Below are 16,195 nucleotides of genomic sequence, written 5' to 3' on the forward strand. Positions count from 1 at the left end.
GCACCGGCAGTCAAAGCGGAAATTTGCCGGACAGCTCCAGGCCGGCCGCGCAGGTCCAGGCGTCAAGCCGTTCCTCGTCCGTGGGCCCGCCATCCAGCGGGCTTCTCAGCCTCGGGCGGCGGACCCAGCACCCTGCTTCCTCCGCGATCAGGGCGCCGGCGGAGAAGTCATGCTCGTTCAGCCCCCGTTCGCCGAAGGCGTCATGCGTGCCGTCCGCCACCATGCACAGGTCCAGCGCGGCGGATCCCAGCCGGCGGACGTCCGCGAACCCCTCCAGCAGTCCGGCAAACTGGGCGGCCTGCTCGGAGCGGACCAGCGGATCATAGTTGAAGCCGGTGGCAAGGATCTGCCCCTTGCGGCCCGGGACGGGGCCTTCCAAACGCGTCAGGGTTCCGGCTTCTTCCAGCCACGCACCCTGGCCGCGGGCAGCGTAGTAGACGCGGCCCAGTGCAGGGGCGTTGACGACACCGGCCAGCCAGGCGCCGTCGGAATCCGCCACCGCAACAGAGGTGCCGTAGTAGACGATGTTGCGGATGAAGTTGGTGGTGCCATCCAGGGGGTCGATGGACCAGCGGTAGCCGCTGGCCTCCGCCGGCCTGGTGGTCCCGTGTTCCTCACCGGTGATGCTGTCCCCCGGCCGCGCAGCCGTGATGACGCCACGGACGGCATTCTCAGCGGCGATGTCGAACGCGGTGACCCAATCGCCGGCGTCGCCCTTGTTGCTGACCTGGAGCGCGTCACCGTTCCGGCCGGCAAGGACTTGGGCGCCCGCCGCTGCGGCGTCCTTGGCCACCTCCAACAGTTCGGCCGGCGATATCAGCGCTGCCCCGGCACCGCTCATGAGGCTGCCTCCGCCTCTGCCGGTTCCGCCCCGGCCGGTTCCGCCGCGGCACCAGTGCCATCCCCCAGCGCAGCGGGACCCCCGGCCAGCAGCTGCCGGAAGCCGTCCTCATCCAGCACGCGTACGCCCAGCTGTTCAGCCTTGTCCAGCTTGGTTCCGGCGTTTTCGCCGGCCACCACATAGCTGGTGTTTTTGGAGACGGAACCTGCGGCTTTGCCTCCGCGCAGCAGGATGGCCTCCTTCGCCTCGTCCCGGCTGAAGTTCGGCAGGGAGCCAGTCACCACCACGGTGAGACCCTCCAGGGTCCGCGGCATGGACTCATCCCGCTCGTCCTCCATGCGGACACCGGCTGCAGCCCAGCGGTCCACGATGTCAACGTGCCAGTCCTCGGCAAACCACTCCTTCAGGGCGGCTGCAATGGTAGGGCCCACGCCGTCAACATGTGCCAGGTCTTCCTCCGAAGCAGCACGGATGGCGTCCATGCTGCCGAAGGCCTGCGCAAGCGCCCGCGATGCCCGGGGGCCGACGTGCCGGATGGACAGGGCCACCAGGACCCGCCACAGCGGCTGGGTCTTGGCCTTTTCCAGCTCCTTGAACAGCTTTTCGGTGGTGGCGGTGGGCTTGGACGGAGACTTCGCCGTGCCCTTGCTGTAGAAGTAGGGCACCATTTCGAACTCCCCGGTGGGCACCCCCTTGCTGCGCTTCTCACGCCTGATGCGGACGTCAGCCAGAAGCTCCGGGGTGAGGCTGAACAGCGCAGCTTCGGTGGTGAGCGGCGGAACCTCGGGCTCGGCCGGCTGGGTGAGGGCGATGGCAGCTTCCCAGCCGAGGGCCTCAATGTCGAAGGCGCCACGGCCCGCAAGGTGGAACACCCGCTCCCGCAGCTGCGACGGGCAGGATTTTGAGTTGGGGCACCTGATGTCCACATCGCCCTCCTTGGCCGGAGCCAGGGGCGTGCCGCAGGAGGGGCACTCGGTGGGCATCACGAAGTCGCGGACCGGAGGATCCTGCTGGTCGCGCAGGGCAAGGACCGGGCCCACAATTTCGGGAATGACGTCGCCGGCCTTGCGGAGCACCACAATATCGCCGATCTTCACGCCTTTGGCTTTGACCACGTCCTGGTTGTGCAGGGTGGCCATTTCCACGGTGGACCCGGCCACCTTGACCGGCTCCATCATGCCGAAGGGCGTGACGCGGCCGGTGCGGCCCACGTTCACCTGGATGTCCAGCAGCTTGGTGTGCACTTCCTCTGGCGGGTACTTGTAGGCGACAGCCCACCGCGGCACCCGGGTGGTGTAGCCGAGGGCCCGCTGGGTCGCGAAGTCATCCACCTTGACCACGATGCCGTCGATCTCATGGAGCAGTTTATGGCGCTTGTCCCCATACCGCTTGATGAAGTCAAGGACCTCGTCAAGGCTCCCCAGCACTTCGGAGTAGGGGCTCACCGGCAGGCCCCAGGCCTTCAGTGCGGCGTACGTTTCGGACTGGCTGCGCGCCTGGAGCCCTTCGCGGGCGCCGATGCCGTGGACAAACATCTTCAGGGGCCGTTTGGCTGTTTCGGCCGGGTCCTTCTGGCGCAATGAACCCGCTGCGGCGTTGCGCGGGTTGGCGAGGGGCGCTTTGCCTGCTTCGATCAGCGCTTCGTTGAACTCGGCGAAGGCCTGGGACGGAATAAACACCTCGCCCCGGATTTCCATCTCCGCCGGAAACCCTTCCCCGCTCAACTCCTGCGGGATCTCCTTGATGGTGAGGACGTTGTGGGTAATGTCCTCCCCCGTGGTGCCATCACCGCGGGTAGCGGCGCGGACCAGTTTGCCATCGCGGTACAGCAGGTTGACCGCGAGCCCGTCGATCTTCAATTCGGTCAGCCAGGCCGGTTGCTGCGATCCGTCACCGAGCTTTTCGATGCTTGCCGACGCCTTGGTGAGCCAGGCTTCGAGTTCCTCGAGGGAAAAAACATCCTCAAGGCTGTACATCCGCTGCAGGTGCTCCACGGCGGCGAAGGCGGCCGAGACTTCCCCTCCCACTTCCTGGGTGGGCGAGTCGTTGGACACCAGTTCCGGATGCAGTGCCTCGATTTCCTCCAGCCGCCGGAACAGTACATCGAATTCGGCATCGGAGACCAGGGGTTCGTCTTCCTGGTAGTACGCGAACCGGTATTTCCGGACCAGGTCCACGAGGTTCTCGTATTCCTCGCGGATTGAGTCGGCGGGGGTTTCTTCCGGTTCCACGGGTTCGGTGGTGCGGGTGGCGGTCTGTTCTGCGGGGCCTGGTCCTGTACTCACAGACCTATCTTGCCATCAAGGCACGTCAGCGGGGTTTCGAACCCGTGACCCTTCACCTAGTGGGCCCGAAGGCGGGACCGGTTCCTGCCCCACCACAGGAAGGAGGCGCCGGCGGCGCCCAGCAACAGGACGCCGGCGATGATCGGCAGGACGGCAGGATCACCGGAACCCGGATCACGGCCAGGGGTGACAGCAGCCACCCGGCTGGCCCGGGCAGAACGGGTGACGGGCGTATTCCAGTCCTGGCCGCTGGAGGCGCCGGTGGGTGGCGGAGAAATAGAAGATCCGGTGGCGGTGACGGCGGACGGACTGGTGGATTCTTCCGGTTCCGCCGCCGGGGCAACCTGTACTGGAACAGTGTGGTCCGGAGGAGCCACCGACGGAGCCGGCTGCTCGGGAGCCGCCGTCACAGGATCGGCGGGCGGAGCCGGCGGGCTCTGCGGTTCCCTCGGTTTCCGGGTCCGGGTGGGCTCTGCGGGCTTGGGATCGCCGGCAGGCTGTGCCCCGCAGAACACCAGGAAGCACTGGTCCTGAGATGTTGTGGATGCGGGCGTGGGTTCCGTAGTTTGGGCGGAAGCCGGGCCGGCCGGAAAGAGGCCAAGGGTGATGGCCAGGACTGCTGCTGATGCCGTCGTCGAAGCAACTCGGAGAACCGATGAGGACGGGGTCATTTGCTACCTTTCGATGCGCGCAGTCCCCCACCGCGGCTTTCTGGTGTCCCCGGTAGTCTTCTACACCGCGCAGCAGGGCCGCAAATCCACCGGATCCGCGGCCCTGCTGTTCCAGGCGTGTCAGTCCCTGTTTTCGGGCGGGAGCGCAACCTGGATTTTGCGCGCCTTTCCGCGCCCCACCACGTACCCGCGGCCGGGGATGAAGTCGGTGCCGGTCCGGCCCAGCGATGTGTTCAGCAGGCTGTCGCCTTCGATGTCGCCGGGGTTCAGCAGCAGGCCCCGCCGGCCGGATTTGAAGGGCTGGGCCAGGGACCAGGCCGAGGACCAGGTGGAGGTTTCGGATTCACCGATGACCCACTGGTCCGCCTTAATGGACGCTGTCACCAGCCGGCCCACGCCGGACTCTGCCATGGTGTCGGTGAATTCCGTCAGCCCCTCGATGAAGATGGCCAGAGCCCCCGGGTTTCCCGAGGAGTGCTCCACCAGGTCTTCCACTACCTCGGCTACGTCGTCCGGGCCCACCACGGAGCGGTTCCAGATGGGCAGGGAGGCGACGGCGGACCGGCGGGCCCCGATGTAGATGAGCTCCGTACCGGGGTTGGACCGTCGGAGGGCGTAGGCCAGGGTCACGAGCGCGACGGTCCGGCCGGCGCCCGGCGGGCCGGCTAGGAGGAGCGGTCCCCGGGCCATGACCTCAGCCGGGCGGAGCGTTTCGTTGTCGACGCCGATCACGGGCAGGTCCGGGCCGCCGGCGGGAAGGACGTCCAGATCCACCTGCTCCGGCAGCCTCTCGATGCCGGGGGCGGACTCCAGGCCCTGGCGCAGCATGGCTTCGCTGAGCTTATGCACTTCACGGGCCTGCAGGGCAAGGTTGGAGTTCCCGCCCAGCACGGCAAGCTGCACTTCGAGCCCGTCCAGCAGCCCCCGGCCGGGCGGGGAGCCGGCGCCCAGCACGTCCCGCGGAACATCCATGGACATGTAGTCCTCCTCGGAGGAGAGCCGGAGGACCAGGCGCCGCTGGATGGAAGCGAGCAATGAGGCCGGGACCGAGTTGGGCCTGTCCCCGGTGACCACCAGGTGGATGCCGAGGGTACGGCCGTCGGTGGCCAGCTGCAGGAAAATGTCCCACAGCCCGGACAGCCTGCTGTGTTCGTACGCCTCGCGGAATGCCGACATACCGTCCACCAGGACAAAGATCCGCTTCTCATGGGGCCGGTTGGCGAGCTTTCGGTACTCCACGATGGTGGAGGCACGTACCTCGGCGAAAGCGGCGGACCGCTGCTCAGCGATGTCCCGCAGCAGGCGCAGGAGGCGGCCTACCCGTTCCACGTCGTCGCCATTGATGATCCCGCCCACGTGCGGAAGCTCCTCCAGCATCCGCAGCCCGGAGGATCCGCAGTCGATTCCGTAGACATGGACGGGCCCGCCGCGGGGTGTGACTGCTGCGGCGATCGCGATGCCGCGCAAAGCCGCAGATTTTCCTGATCCGCCCGTGCCGTAGATGGCCATATTGCCGTCTTTGTCCGGCTGGTAGAACACGGTGGGCTGGGCCTGCCTGGCAGGATCATCAGCCACCCCGAGGAGCAACTGTTCGTCCGTACGGGGATTGGGCAGCCTGGAGAAATCGTAGGTCTTGGCCAGTTCATCCAGCCACGGTTTGCGCGGGGCCTCGATCGCAAGCGAGCCGGCCGCGCGGACAATGGTGGCAGTCATCCGCGCGATGTCGTTGGGGCCTGCCGGCGCCTCGAGCACGGGCTTTTCCGGGGCCGGAGCCTCCCAGTTGGGGCCCGAGCCGAACGCCATCTCCACAATGTCGATCTGCGGCCGTTGCGGTTTGTCCGTGGTCCAGCCGCCGGCGTAGCCGGTCTGGAAGCCCTGGATCCGGCCGGGACCGGTCTTGGCCGCGCCCCGACCCGGGATGGCGGGGTCGAAGTAGGCGGCGTCCGGGACGCCCAGGATGTCCGTGGCGTCGTCTTCGTCGGCCATCCGCAGCGCCACCCGAAGGTTTGTGTTGGCGCGCAGGCTGTCCTTGATCACCCCGGCCGGGCGCTGGGTTGCCAGGATGAGGTGCAGGCCCAGGGACCGGCCGCGCGCGGCAACGTCCACCACGCCGTCCACGAACTCGGGGACCTCGCTGGCGAGCGCGGCGAATTCGTCCACGATGATGATCAGGTAGGGTGGCGCTTCCGGATCGGCCTCGCGCTGGAGCGCCAGCAGGTCCTTGGCCTTTTTCCGGTTCAGCAGGTGCTCCCGGTAGTGCAGTTCGGCGCGCAGCGAGGTCAGCGCGCGCCGGACCAGGTGCGGCGAAAGGTCCGTTACCAGTCCCACCGTGTGCGGCAGGTTAATGCAGTCAGCGAAAGCGGCCCCGCCCTTGTAGTCCACAAACAGGAAGCTGACCCGGTCGGGGCTGTACGCCGCCGCCATGCCCATCACCCAGGACTGCAGGAATTCGGACTTGCCGGCACCGGTGGTTCCGCCCACCAGGGCGTGCGGGCCCTCGTTTTTCAGGTCCAGGTACAGCGGTTCCACGCCTTTGGAGCCGACCAGTGCGCGAAGCGTGCCGTTGTCCTTGCGGTTTGGTACGGCGCTGCTGTGAACGGAGTTGTTTTCCGTCCAGCGTTCGGCGACGGCCTGGGGGTTGTCCAGGAAGTCCTTCCCGATCAGGGTGGCATAGGAGACGGCCCGCGGGAGGTCGGAATCATCGGTGACAGGTTTGCCCACGTCCACCACCGGGGTCAGCATCCTGGCCAGCTGCCCGGCAAGTTCGGCGTCAACGCTCTCGCAGCTGACGGGGTAGGTGTGGCGGCCCAGCCGGACCTGTCCGGTGGTGGTGCCGTGGTCGCCGTCCACCACCATGAAGTCGCGGCAGGCAGCGGGCAGGGCCTGCACATCGGTGGCCACCCACAACACGTGCACGCCGGCATCCGGGCCGCGTTCGGCGAGCCGGGTAAGACGCCCCCGGTCCACGGGGGCATCGTCCTCCACAACCACCAGCACGGCCGGCACCACCGGTGCCTCCACCTCGTCCTTGGCTGGATCCAGGGCGGGGCGAAGGGCGGGGCCGGAGCGTTTGGCGGCGGCTTCCCTGGCTTCCACCAGGTCTTCGAGGCGGGCCACCAGGGAAGCCCCGCCTGCCGAACCGGCGGCCAGGTGGTCGCCGGACAGGGGGCTGTGGCCGGAGCCGACGTGTGGCAGCCACTGGAGCCAGTTCCACCGGTCCCTGGACTGGGCGGAGGTGATGGCTGTGAGGACCACTTCTGCGGGTGAGTGCAGCCCTGCGAGCTGGAGCACCATGCCGCGGGCAATATCGTCCACCAGCCCGCGGGCGCCGGCGATGCCCAGGGACCCGGCTGTCCGGAACTGGGATACCACCGGAACGCCTTCGATGTCCCGGAACTGCTTGATGCAGTCCTGGATTTCGCGGGCGTACTCCACCTCGGTGCCGTTGTTCGCCGGCTCCTCCAGGAGGACCCGCGACGGCACGGTGCCCAGGCCGAACCGCAGGCCCAGGAAGCCGCTGTGTTCCGGGCGGTGGGTCCACAGCAGCGGACCCAGTTTGTAGATGGCATTAACGGTGTCGCTGACGGAGGGTGCCTCCTGCAGCCGGACGGCACGCTCCACGTGCTGCAGTTCGGTGATGTCCTCCCGGAAGGCGGCCATGGAGGCGCGGAAATGCTTGAGCTGGTCCTTCTGCTGTCGCCTGGTCCTCATCTTCTGGTCCACGTAATGGCCCACCACGAACAGCGGCATCATCAGCATAAACACGGCCGAGAGCGGGTTGTTGCTGACCGAAAAAATCACCGCACCCATCAACAGCGGGATGAGCAGCATGATGAAGGGGAAAGGATGGTCTTCGGGGCGTTTGGGTCCGGCGGGCAGGACGCGCTTGGGTTCCTCAAAGCGGGGAACAACCCGGGGTGAACGGTTGTAGTCCACCAAAGGCGAGGTGGGCGCGGCGGCCTGGTTGTGTCCCAGCGGCACCACGGTGATGGTGGTGTCGCCCAGGGTGACGGTGTCCGAGGAGTTCAACGTGGCCCGGGTGACCGGCAGGCCATCCATCAGGAGCCCGTTAGCGGAGTTCGTATCAACGATTTCCACGCCTTCGCCCACCGTGATGCGGGCATGGCGTTTGGAGGTCAGCGGATCGGTGAGCCGGATGTCCACGTCCCGGTCCCGGCCGATGTAGCTGGTGCCGGATGGCAGCGAAAATTCGCGGCCGACGTCGGGCCCTGACAGCACGCGCAGGGTGGCGGCCGCGGGGCCGCGGGGGGCACCGGAGTCACCGAACTGCGCGCTGACCTGCGCCAGGGACACCACGGAGCCTGGCCGGAGGCCGGATTCGAGGAGGTTGTCCTCGCGGGCGAGGACGTTGCCGCGCATGCCGCCGCCCACAAAGGCCTCATCGATCTTCAGCGAAAGGTTGTCCGGGGCGGGCGTGCCCTTGCGGGCAGGGTCGGCGGCCCAGAGTGTTGCAGCCACGTCGGCCACCGTGGCGAGGCCATCCACGGTGACGGCGAGGTCCTTGGCGTCGGCAGGGTCCCGGCGGAGTGTCAGCCGGATCCTCATCCTTCGTCCACACCCCTCATCTTTTCCAGCAGGTACAGGTCATCGGCCGTGACCAGGTGCGAGGTGACTGCGTGCTCGACCAGCCGGGCCCGGCGGTTGGTGGCGAGTTTGCCGCCGCCGCCACGAAGGCCAACAACGCCCACACGGTCCAGTTTGTCGCACACGTTGTCCAGTTTCCGGTTGAAGCGGGTCAGCGCCCAGCCCAGCGTTTTGGCGGCGGCAGCGGAGGACGGGATGGCACTGAAGCCGGTCCCTTCGCGCCGCAGCATCGGCTCGGCGAGCGCCACAATCAGTGCCTTCTGGGAATCCGTGAACACCACGGGGCCGATGGTGGTGTCGCCGTTGCTGTCCTCCTCCCGCGCCTGCTGCCGGAAAGACGGCGTCTTCAGGTGGACCGCGAATTCGTATGTGGTGGGTCCGGCAGTGAAAATGATGTTCGTGTGGCTGAACACCAGCGGGATGCGGGCGCCGGGCGAAAGCCAGGCCTGCATGCCGCCGGACGCGTCTGCCACGGTGGCGGAAAGCATGCTGCCAACATTGCTGAGCCACCAGATCCCGTCATAGCGGGCCACTTGCAGGAACTGCCGGTGCAGGTACGGGTTGTCGTCCACTTCCAGGTCGCCTTCGCGGCCGATGTTGAAGACGTCCTCGTCCGAGGGTTCGTACCATTCACCACAGAAATCTATTGCTAGATCCCCCATTTTCTGTGCCTCCTCATTGGGCAAAGTGCTGTGAATCGTGCTGGTGTAAGTGCCTGGATCGGGGCGCCGTCATGGGCCGGTGCAGGCGATGGAGGCTTCTTCCATCGGTGAGAAGGCGCCGTCCGAGCGGACGATCATCACCTGGACGCAGGTCTGCCCGGACGGGTTCGGCGTCACCTGGATGGGGGGCTGGGCGATGGACTGGTATTCGCCGCCGCCCCCGATGGTGTAAACCCGCCATTTGTAGGTGTCTCCGGGCTTGGGCTGCGGATTGTTCCAGGTGAACGAGGCGCCGCCGGGGGTCAGGGTTCCGGTGAGCCCTTCGACGTCGGGCACGGTGCCGTTGTCCAGCGCATCGGGCGGCGGCTTGCTGGCTTCCTGGCTCTGCGTAGTCTTGGGCGCCTGCGGTGCGGCGTTGGCGATCACGATTCCGACTACCGCGGCGAGGACCAGCAGGGTACCGCCGGAGATGGCAAGCCAGAGGTTGCGTTTCCCGTGGTCAGTGCCGGAAGCGGCGGCTTCGGCAGGTTCTTCCACCTTTGCGGGCCGGTGGAGCGTTGTATCGGCAACGTCTCCGCCGTCGGGAAGCCTGCCGTCGTGGGGCCCGCCGGCCTGAATCCTGCCGTCCTGGGAAAGTCGGGGGGTAACCGGCGCACTGCCGGCAGCGCCACGGAGGACCGTGGCGGGGGTCCAGTCCTGGGGCTGGGCAGCAGGCGCTGGCGGCGCCAGGGCGGCCGGCGGGGTAAAGCGCGACGGCGGCGCCTCCTGTGCGGGGACCTGCGGCCGGGTGCGGGCCGGGAAAGTGGGCGCACTGCCGGTCCGCTCCGGGTCGATGGCCGCGATGCTCCGCACCCGCGTTTCCTCGGCGCCGTCATCGGGGTGGCTGTCCTCCTGGTGCGGCTCCTCGAGAACTTCGAAAGGCGTCACCGAAAGGTTCAGCTCCGCCTGGATGCGCTGCAGGGCAAGGGCGAAGGCATGGGCCGAGGAGTACCGGGACTGGGGTGACTTGGCCATGGCCGTGGACAATGCCAGTTCCAGGGATTCCGGGACGTCGGCGCGGCCCAGCCGGGGCACGGGCATGTTGCTGATCCTGCTGATCAGCTCGCGCTGGGAGTTGTCGGCGCCGGGCATCACAAAGGGCGACCGCCCGGCCAGCAGCGTGTACAGCGTCGCACCAAGCGCCCACACGTCCACCATCACGCCGTCCACGGTGCCGTCGGTGAACTGTTCCGGCGGGGACCACGGGATGGACATGCCGGAGTCCCCGTCGGCGTCGCCGGCCAGGGTCCCGGAAATGCCGAAGTCGGTCAGGGCAGGCCGGTTGTAGTCCGTCACCAGGATGTTGGCGGGTTTAATGTCGCGGTGCGCGATGCCCGCGCGGTGGGCGGTCTCGACGGCGGATGCCACCTGGATGCCGACGGCCAGCACCTCATCAACGCTGAACCGCTGCCGCCGGTACCGCACGTCCAGGCTGGGCCGCGAGCAGTACTCCATGGCCAGGTAGGAGTGCCCGTCGTCAGTAACCTCCGCCTCGAAGATGGTCACGATGTACGGGTGGGAGGACAGCTGGGCCATGAGGTTGGCCTCGGACTCAAACCGGCGGCGCGCACCTTCGGTTTTCAGGTCCGAGAGCAGCACCTTGACGGCCACCCTTCGGCGGGGCCGGTCTTGTTCGTAAAGGTAGACGTCGGAGAACCCGCCGGATCCCAGCAGGCTGATGTAGGTGAACCCCGCGATACGGGGCGGCGGCGCAGGCGGCCGTTTGGAACTCAAGGAATCTCCTCAAAACGCAGAGAGATGTTGTCGCCCAGTTCAGCGATGTCCCCGTCCAGAAGGATGGCCATCTCGTTCTGGGCCAGGCGGCGCGGGGACTGCCCTTCACGCACCAGGACGGTGCCGTTGGTGGCTTTGAGATCGCACAGCATCACGTGCCAGCCCTCCAGCCGGACTTCGACGTGCGAGCGGGAGATATCCCCTCCCGGGCTTGCCACCTGGACCAGCCGGGGCATCACTCCGCCCTGGACCCGGGACACCGAGGGTTGCCGGCCGATCACCAGCGACTGGTCGAGGTCCACGAGTTCTCCGGTGGAGATGCGCATCCGTCCCAGGCGCGGACGGGCCACCTGGACTGCGTCGGGCAGAAGCCCCGCGCCACAGACGGCACAAGTGGCACTGGTGGGCGGATTGGGGTGGTCCTGGGGGCAGAGCCGTGCAAGCACCAGCGGGCCGCCCACCTCAGAGGAGTCTGTCACCGTGCGGACGGACCGGGCGGCCATCCCTTTCAGGCTGCCCTTCATCACCGTCTGGCCGTCGTGGTCGGCGTCGTATTCCGCATGGTTTGCTTCCGGAGCGGGCGCAACAGGAACCGATACAACAGGGGCGGCTGGAGTTGGGGCCACGGAGGCAGTGGAGGGTGCCGCCGACAACATGGGTGCGGGAACTGCACTCGGCGGCGCCGGTTCGCTGCTGCCCCCGGCCGCCGTCCGCCAAGGCACGGAGTCGATCAGCCCGCTGGTTGGGGCCATGGGCGCGGAGTTGGGAGAACCGGCGGAAGGTGCCTCCAAAACGACGGCGGGCGGAGCGCCTGCCGTCGCAGGGGATACTTCCGGGCGGGCAGGGGTATCGGCCGGGCCAGATTCCGATGACTCCCCGGCCACCTGCTGTTCAACGGCCTGATCTTCAACGGCCCGCAGTTCAGCGGCTTCGTGGTCCTGTGCCTGAGGCTCCGGCTGGTCTGCCGGCTCCGGCTCTTCCCGGACGGCGGCATCTTCGATCCTGCGGACCACGGTCCGTTCCCACAGGTGGTCATACGAGCTGGTCATCTCGCTGGCCACTGGCTGTTCGGAAGCACTGGATGTGGTGTCCTCCGGGGCCGCACTGCGCCCAGTGTCAGTTGCAGGGCCAGCATCAGTGGCGGGGGCAGCGTCAGTCCCCGGGCCGACGTCAGCCCCCGAATCAGCCTCTGGCTCCGGGTCAGCGCCTGACTCTGGGTCAACGCCTGGCTCCGGGGCAGCGTCGGTTTCGGCCAGGCCGTCGTCCTCGAAGTCCTCATCAATGACCGCATAAACGGTCTCCGCCGACGCCCCATGCTCAGGAGCAACAGTGATCTCCGGAAGGTCAGCCTCTTCGGGCGCTTCAATCACGGGGGCCGGGACCGCGGAGGTGGGCTCCGCTAGCGGAGGTGCTGCAAAAACCGGCGCGGCCGTGTCGGCTGCAGCGGGCGCCGCTGCAGCGGGCGCCGCAGCAGCGGTTCCGGCAGCAACAGCGGGCTCAACGGCTGCTGGAGCAGGCCTTGCGGCGCCGCTGGACCCGGCACCGAGGGTGAGGACCAGGGACTGCAGCAGCACCACGCCCTCCGCCAGTGGCAGGTCCGGCAGGTCGGCGTGCAGGGACGCTGGCTCGGGGTGCAGGCTCCGGCCCGCCGCCGGAATCACCAGCCGGCACAGCCCGGACTGATCGAGCCGCCGCTCGGTCCAGGTGGTCACGTCCCGGCCGTTCAGCTCCACCGGGCCGTCGGCCGACTGGACAGTGACGTCCAGGTCCCCGCGCAGGAAGACGCGCAGTGGTCCCTGGAAGTCGAGGATGCCGAAGGACGGGATGTTGGCCAGCGATCCCCCGGAACTGCTGGTCACCGCATGAAGGACTTCGTGCACTTCCGGCCGGCTTTCGAGCAGGCCCCACAGTGCGGCAACGAGGGCCGGCTTGGTGCCCGGCTCGAGGAGGACAACTGTGTGGGAGCGGACGATACCCAGCCAGGTCCCGGGGACGTAACTAACGGCGGTCATCGCCCGGTTCCCCACTCTCGTCGGCTGCGCCCGGTTCCCCGGCGTCCGGTTGAACACCGCCCGCGTCAGCAGTGCCCGAGACAACAGCGCCCGCGTCAACAGCGCCCACGTCAACAGTGCCCGGTTCCGCAGCCTCTGGTTCCCGAGTGCTTGAATCTACGGTGCCCGTGCGATCTACGGTCCCCGTTCGGGGCAGTGTTGTTTCGTCTTCGGCCGTCTCCGGGCGTGGCGCAGTGGTTGCTGCACCGGCATCGTTGAGGACGTTCCGGACGTCCACCACAATGACCGTGACGTTGTCCCTGCCGCCGCTGCGAAGCGCAGCCTGGATCAGGGCGTCCGCCGCATCCTGGGGGTGGCCCACCGTGCTGAGGATCCGGTAGATGTGGTCATCCGTCAGCTCGCCGGTAAGCCCATCGGAACAGACGAGGATGCGGTCGCCTTCCTCCACGGGCAGCAGCCAATAGTCAGCCTCGGTTTCATCTCCGGTCCCCAGCGCCCGCGTGACCACGTGCCGGCGCGGGTGAATGGTGGCCTGCTCTGCGGTGATCTCCCCGGCGTCAACGAGTTCCTGGACTTCGGAGTGGTCCACGCTGATCTGCTCGAACCTGCCCTGGCTCAGGCGGTAGGTCCGGGAGTCACCAATGTTCATCACCAGCCAGTACGGCATGCCCATCTGTTCCACGATGACGGCACCAGTGAGGGTGGTGCCGGCGCGCGCGCCGGTCGCCTCGCGAATGGAGTCGTCCGCCTTCACAAGGTACTGCTGGAGGACCGCAGCCGTGACGCTCCGCTCCCCCGTAGTGAGCTGGGGTATCGACGCCAGGGCCCGGACGCACATGCCGCTGGCAACCTCACCGGCTTCGTGTCCGCCCATCCCGTCCGCCACGGCGAAGACAGGATCGGAGGCAATGTACGAATCCTCATTCAACTCCCGGCGGAGTCCCCGGTCCGTCCCGTGGCCGACGCTCAGGCTGAGCCCTGCCCCCGGTTTAGTGCTGGAGGGAACGCTTGCGGGCTGTTGGTTCATGCCTGTCCTAGGTAAAAGGTACGGTCTCCAAAATGGACACTGGATCCCGGGGTAACAAATGCGGGCACTCCCGGCTGAAGGGGCGTGCGGTGGCCGTCGGGGGTGGTGACGGCGCTGCCGTTGGTGGAGTTCCGGTCCGTCACCCAGACGCCCGCCCCGTCCGTCAGAAGGTGGAGATGGGTCTTGGAAATGGACCGGCCGGGGTCATCGACGGCGAGCAGCTGGGCCTGCTGTTCGCCTGCCTGGCCCACAGGGTTCCTGCCCACCAGCACGCTGCGGTCCAGCTGGAAGTCGCGGCCGTCGTCGAGCCTGATCCGCAGGACCGCCACCGGTGCAGGTGTTGCGGAGCCGGGGCGCACCTGGGTGCGGTCCACGTCGTCGTCCGGGTGCCATTGCTGGTCGCGCGGTTCCGGAACTGTCTGGACAGGCGCCGCAGCGGGGACCGTCCGGACCGGAGCCGCTGCGGCAGGAGCGACGCCAGAAGGAGCGGCAGGACCAGCGGGGCCGGGGACCTGCGGGAGGGAATTTGCGGCTGGCTGCCGGACGTCGATGACCTTTGGCGCGTTGGCGCCTGCCACCGGCGACAACACCTGCTGCACCGGGAGCAGGTCCAGCGGGGCAAAGCTGTACGGCCCCTGGATTCCGCCGGTGGTGATGGGGTTCCGGCCCGCCTTGACATCGAAGGCGAGGGTTTTCGCGGCAGTATCATGCCAGCCCCGGAGCCGGCCGTTTTTGTCCCAGCTGTTCGAGACCACCACCAGCACAGCCCAGACCGTTCCCGCCAGCACCAGCGGGCCAAGCACAAAAAAGGCAACCGCGAACCATTGGAAGACCACCACAAGGATGGCCGCCAGCAGCGCCAGCAGGATGCCCGCCCCGGTGACCAGGCCGCGCAGGAAAACAGGACCGGCGCCCGGCGCGTAGCCGTCATTGTCCGCACTGCGGATCCCCATCAGCAGGTTGCCAAGGGTCTTGCCGGTCCGGGCTTCCCACCCCAGCACCACAAAGAGGTACACGAGGGTCAGTCCCAGCCCGATCCCGCCGAACAGCACCAAGGAGGCGGTGTCGTAGATGATGAAGCCGCCGCTGCGGGTGCGGGTGATGCCGGCGAAACCGAGGGCAAATGTCACCACGAGGACAGCCAGGGGCGGGAGCCAGTCAATCACGGCAGCGCCAAGGCGCTTGCCCGCCGTGGCTGGAACAAGCTGAAGATTCACTGCCATTCCCGTTCCTCCCCCTGGACCGGCCCCCACCTGCACGGTGGACCCGCCGGCGCTCCCCCGGCCTGTGCCCGCGTTGATACCTGCCGCCGGAAATGCCTGCGGCCTTTCTACTACCGGGATAGTACCGGGAATCGGGGACGGGTGCGCGGCGGGGGCACCGGCGTGCTGCTCAGCCACCAGGTGGGGCTGGCGAAGGCTGCGGGCCGACCGGTTAGGCAAGGGCGCGCCGCAGGCGTTGCAAAAAGCAGCCCCGGCGCGGATGGGTTGCCGGCAGTGCGGGCAACGCCCGGCGTCGTCTGTCACTGGGTTCCGGATCCTTGCGTTGGGGTCTCGGGAGTTGTTGCATCGGGAGCTGCTGCGTCGGGTCCGGCCGGCCCCGCTGGCGCTTCCGGCCCCGCCGGACGACGGCGGCCGCTCCCCTTGAGGGACGGCAGAACAGGCAGTGCCAGCCCGGCGCCCCGGCGGCCCAGGAGGGTGCGCGCGTCTGCGAGCAGGGAACGTGGAGAGAACCGTGCCTGCTGCCGGCGCCAGAACCCCACAGTGGAGGTCATCTCCTTCAGCGAGCCGTCAACGATGGTCCAGTACTCCCGGACCTCGTCCTCGCTGGGCTGGCCGGCACCGAAGATCGATGCGTCAGCCCGCCTGGCGAGCATGGTGGTGGTGCCGCCGCTGGCGGGGAACGCCTCGGCGAGCACGGCGGCGCTTTCGCGGCGCGTGGAGCGGGTGTCGACGGCGGCGCCCATGTCGGTGGCAAGGCTCACCACCTCACTCCAGCCTCCGCCGACCCGCTGCGCGGGGTCACCGTCCCGGAAACGGGACTTCCGGCGTCGTGATTTCAGCAACGCAACCAGCAGCAGCGGCAACGCGAGGATGGACAGCGGGATCAGCGCCACGCCCAGGGCGCCCAGCAGCGCTCCCCAGAACAGCCAGGGGTTGTTCTTCTTCTGGTCCGCGTCCAAGGCGTCCGGCGAGGAGTCCGGCGGCAGGTCCGCTGGTTCCTGCGGCGGGGGCGGCGGCTGCAGCACCTGGGGCTTGGGCTTGGACTTGTTCTCGGGATCCGGCGGGATGGGCACGTTGTCCTTGGGCGGGGTGGGGT

Annotated in this window: 9 protein-coding genes and 1 pseudogene; all 10 read right to left on the reverse strand. The window is 67.9% G+C overall.

Translation table 11 applies throughout. The features are described 5' to 3' along the window. Positions 1-10: 10 nt before the first annotated feature. Positions 11-841, reverse strand: a complete 831-nt coding sequence (locus tag FNL14_RS11920; RefSeq protein ID WP_370455855.1) for an inositol monophosphatase — start codon at positions 839-841, stop codon at positions 11-13. Next, positions 838-3,072: an NAD-dependent DNA ligase LigA gene (gene ligA, locus FNL14_RS11925; RefSeq protein ID WP_255470808.1), complete on the reverse strand. Its 2,235-nt coding sequence runs from the start codon at positions 3,070-3,072 to the stop codon at positions 838-840. Before ligA ends, FNL14_RS11920 begins: the two co-directional genes overlap by 4 nt. A gap of 110 nt (positions 3,073-3,182) precedes the next feature. Beyond that, positions 3,183-3,797, reverse strand: a complete 615-nt coding sequence (locus tag FNL14_RS11930) for a hypothetical protein (protein WP_142060297.1) — start codon at positions 3,795-3,797, stop codon at positions 3,183-3,185. A 120-nt stretch (positions 3,798-3,917) separates the two neighbouring features. Beyond that, on the reverse strand, positions 3,918-8,363 hold the full coding sequence (locus FNL14_RS11935; RefSeq protein WP_142060299.1) for an FtsK/SpoIIIE domain-containing protein: 4,446 nt from the start codon (positions 8,361-8,363) through the stop codon (positions 3,918-3,920). Further along, on the reverse strand, positions 8,360-9,064 hold the full coding sequence (locus FNL14_RS11940; RefSeq protein ID WP_091418310.1) for a hypothetical protein: 705 nt from the start codon (positions 9,062-9,064) through the stop codon (positions 8,360-8,362). Before FNL14_RS11940 ends, FNL14_RS11935 begins: the two co-directional genes overlap by 4 nt. Before the next feature lie 69 nt (positions 9,065-9,133). Then, positions 9,134-10,837 carry a serine/threonine-protein kinase gene (locus FNL14_RS11945; RefSeq protein ID WP_142060302.1) on the reverse strand — a complete coding sequence of 568 codons (1,704 nt, stop codon included), beginning with the start codon at positions 10,835-10,837 and terminating at the stop codon, positions 9,134-9,136. Beyond that, a complete protein-coding gene (locus tag FNL14_RS11950) occupies positions 10,834-12,849 on the reverse strand; it encodes an FHA domain-containing protein (protein ID WP_142060304.1) in 2,016 nt (671 codons plus the stop codon). The genes FNL14_RS11945 and FNL14_RS11950 overlap by 4 nt, the downstream gene beginning before the upstream one ends. Then, complete coding sequence (locus FNL14_RS11955; protein ID WP_255470806.1) at positions 12,836-13,876, reverse strand: PP2C family serine/threonine-protein phosphatase; 1,041 nt, start codon at positions 13,874-13,876, stop codon at positions 12,836-12,838. The genes FNL14_RS11950 and FNL14_RS11955 overlap by 14 nt, the downstream gene beginning before the upstream one ends. Further along, positions 13,873-15,402, reverse strand: coding sequence for an RDD family protein (locus tag FNL14_RS11960; protein WP_220126165.1), 1,530 nt, complete (start codon positions 15,400-15,402; stop codon positions 13,873-13,875). The genes FNL14_RS11955 and FNL14_RS11960 overlap by 4 nt, the downstream gene beginning before the upstream one ends. Then, positions 15,399-16,195 (reverse strand): annotated as a pseudogene (locus FNL14_RS11965) (transglutaminase domain-containing protein); the annotation flags it as partial. The gene FNL14_RS11960 and the pseudogene FNL14_RS11965, both read right to left, overlap by 4 nt.

Origin of the sequence: Pseudarthrobacter sp. B4EP4b (genome assembly GCF_006680095.1) — a bacterium.
GTDB lineage: Bacteria > Actinomycetota > Actinomycetes > Actinomycetales > Micrococcaceae > Arthrobacter.

What these genes read in the sequence shown, in the direction of transcription:
- FNL14_RS11920 (WP_370455855.1), bottom strand. Translation starts at nt 841, where the DNA reads ATGAGCGGTGCCGGGGCAGCGCTGATATCGCCGGCCGAACTGTTGGAG.
- FNL14_RS11955 (WP_255470806.1), bottom strand. Translation starts at nt 13,876, where the DNA reads ATGAACCAACAGCCCGCAAGCGTTCCCTCCAGCACTAAACCGGGGGCA.
- FNL14_RS11950 (WP_142060304.1), bottom strand. Translation starts at nt 12,849, where the DNA reads ATGACCGCCGTTAGTTACGTCCCCGGGACCTGGCTGGGTATCGTCCGC.
- FNL14_RS11940 (WP_091418310.1), bottom strand. Translation starts at nt 9,064, where the DNA reads ATGGGGGATCTAGCAATAGATTTCTGTGGTGAATGGTACGAACCCTCG.
- FNL14_RS11930 (WP_142060297.1), bottom strand. Translation starts at nt 3,797, where the DNA reads ATGACCCCGTCCTCATCGGTTCTCCGAGTTGCTTCGACGACGGCATCA.
- FNL14_RS11935 (WP_142060299.1), bottom strand. Translation starts at nt 8,363, where the DNA reads ATGAGGATCCGGCTGACACTCCGCCGGGACCCTGCCGACGCCAAGGAC.